The organism is Salegentibacter tibetensis, assembly GCF_020164485.1.
GTDB lineage: Bacteria > Bacteroidota > Bacteroidia > Flavobacteriales > Flavobacteriaceae > Salegentibacter > Salegentibacter tibetensis.
In genome coordinates, this window is sequence record NZ_JAIQZA010000095.1 from 1 (window position 1) to 807 (window position 807).

At 43.6% G+C, this 807-nt stretch carries 1 protein-coding gene; it reads left to right on the top strand.

Going from position 1 to position 807, the window contains the following annotated elements; all coding sequences use genetic code 11:
• Positions 1-723: IS21-like element helper ATPase IstB (gene istB, locus LB467_RS18645; protein WP_224475658.1), on the top strand; the 723-nt coding region annotated here is incomplete at its 5' end.
• Positions 724-807 lie beyond the last annotated feature (84 nt).

Below are 807 nucleotides of genomic sequence, written 5' to 3' on the forward strand. Positions count from 1 at the left end.
ACTATTGAAAAACTAAAACAAATGCGCCTGGGGGCTATGGCCCAGTTGCACCAGCAGCACATAAAGGACAACCGCATAGAGAATATCACTGCTGATGAATACCTCGCTCTGCTGATCGATCACCAATGGGAAGACCGGCAGAACCGGAAGATAGAGCGGCTCTTAAAACAGGCCGGCTTTAAACAAGAGGCGAACCTGTCCGATGTGAATTACACCCAGCAACGCAACCTGGACAAGAACATGTTTACCCGTTTAGGCACCCTAGATTTTATCACCAGAAAGGAAAATATTATCCTTACCGGGGCGTCCGGGGTTGGCAAAAGTTACTTGGCCCAGGCTTTAGGGCATCAGGGTTGTATGATGGAATACAAAACCATTTACACCAATACTGCTCGCCTTTTTAAGAAATTAAAACTTAGTAAAGTGGATGGCACTTATCTTAAGGAACTTGGGAAACTCATCAAAGCGGATGTACTGATCCTGGATGACTTTGGACTGCAGAGTTTTGATAACCACGCCAGGGAAACCCTGATGGATATCATCGATGACCGGTATAACAAAGCTTCCACAATTATATCTTCACAAATACCTGTATCGGCCTGGTATGATATTATTGGGGAAGGAACTATTGCAGACGCTATCCTGGATAGAATTGTAAACTCCTCACATCGGATCGACCTCAAAGGAGAATCATTAAGAAAAGGAGCTTTAAAGAACGAGTAACATTAATTTTTTATATAATTGCAGTATCTTTCAAAGTGGCACTGTTTGACCGAAACAGGTGGCACCATCACTCCGAAATAGCCA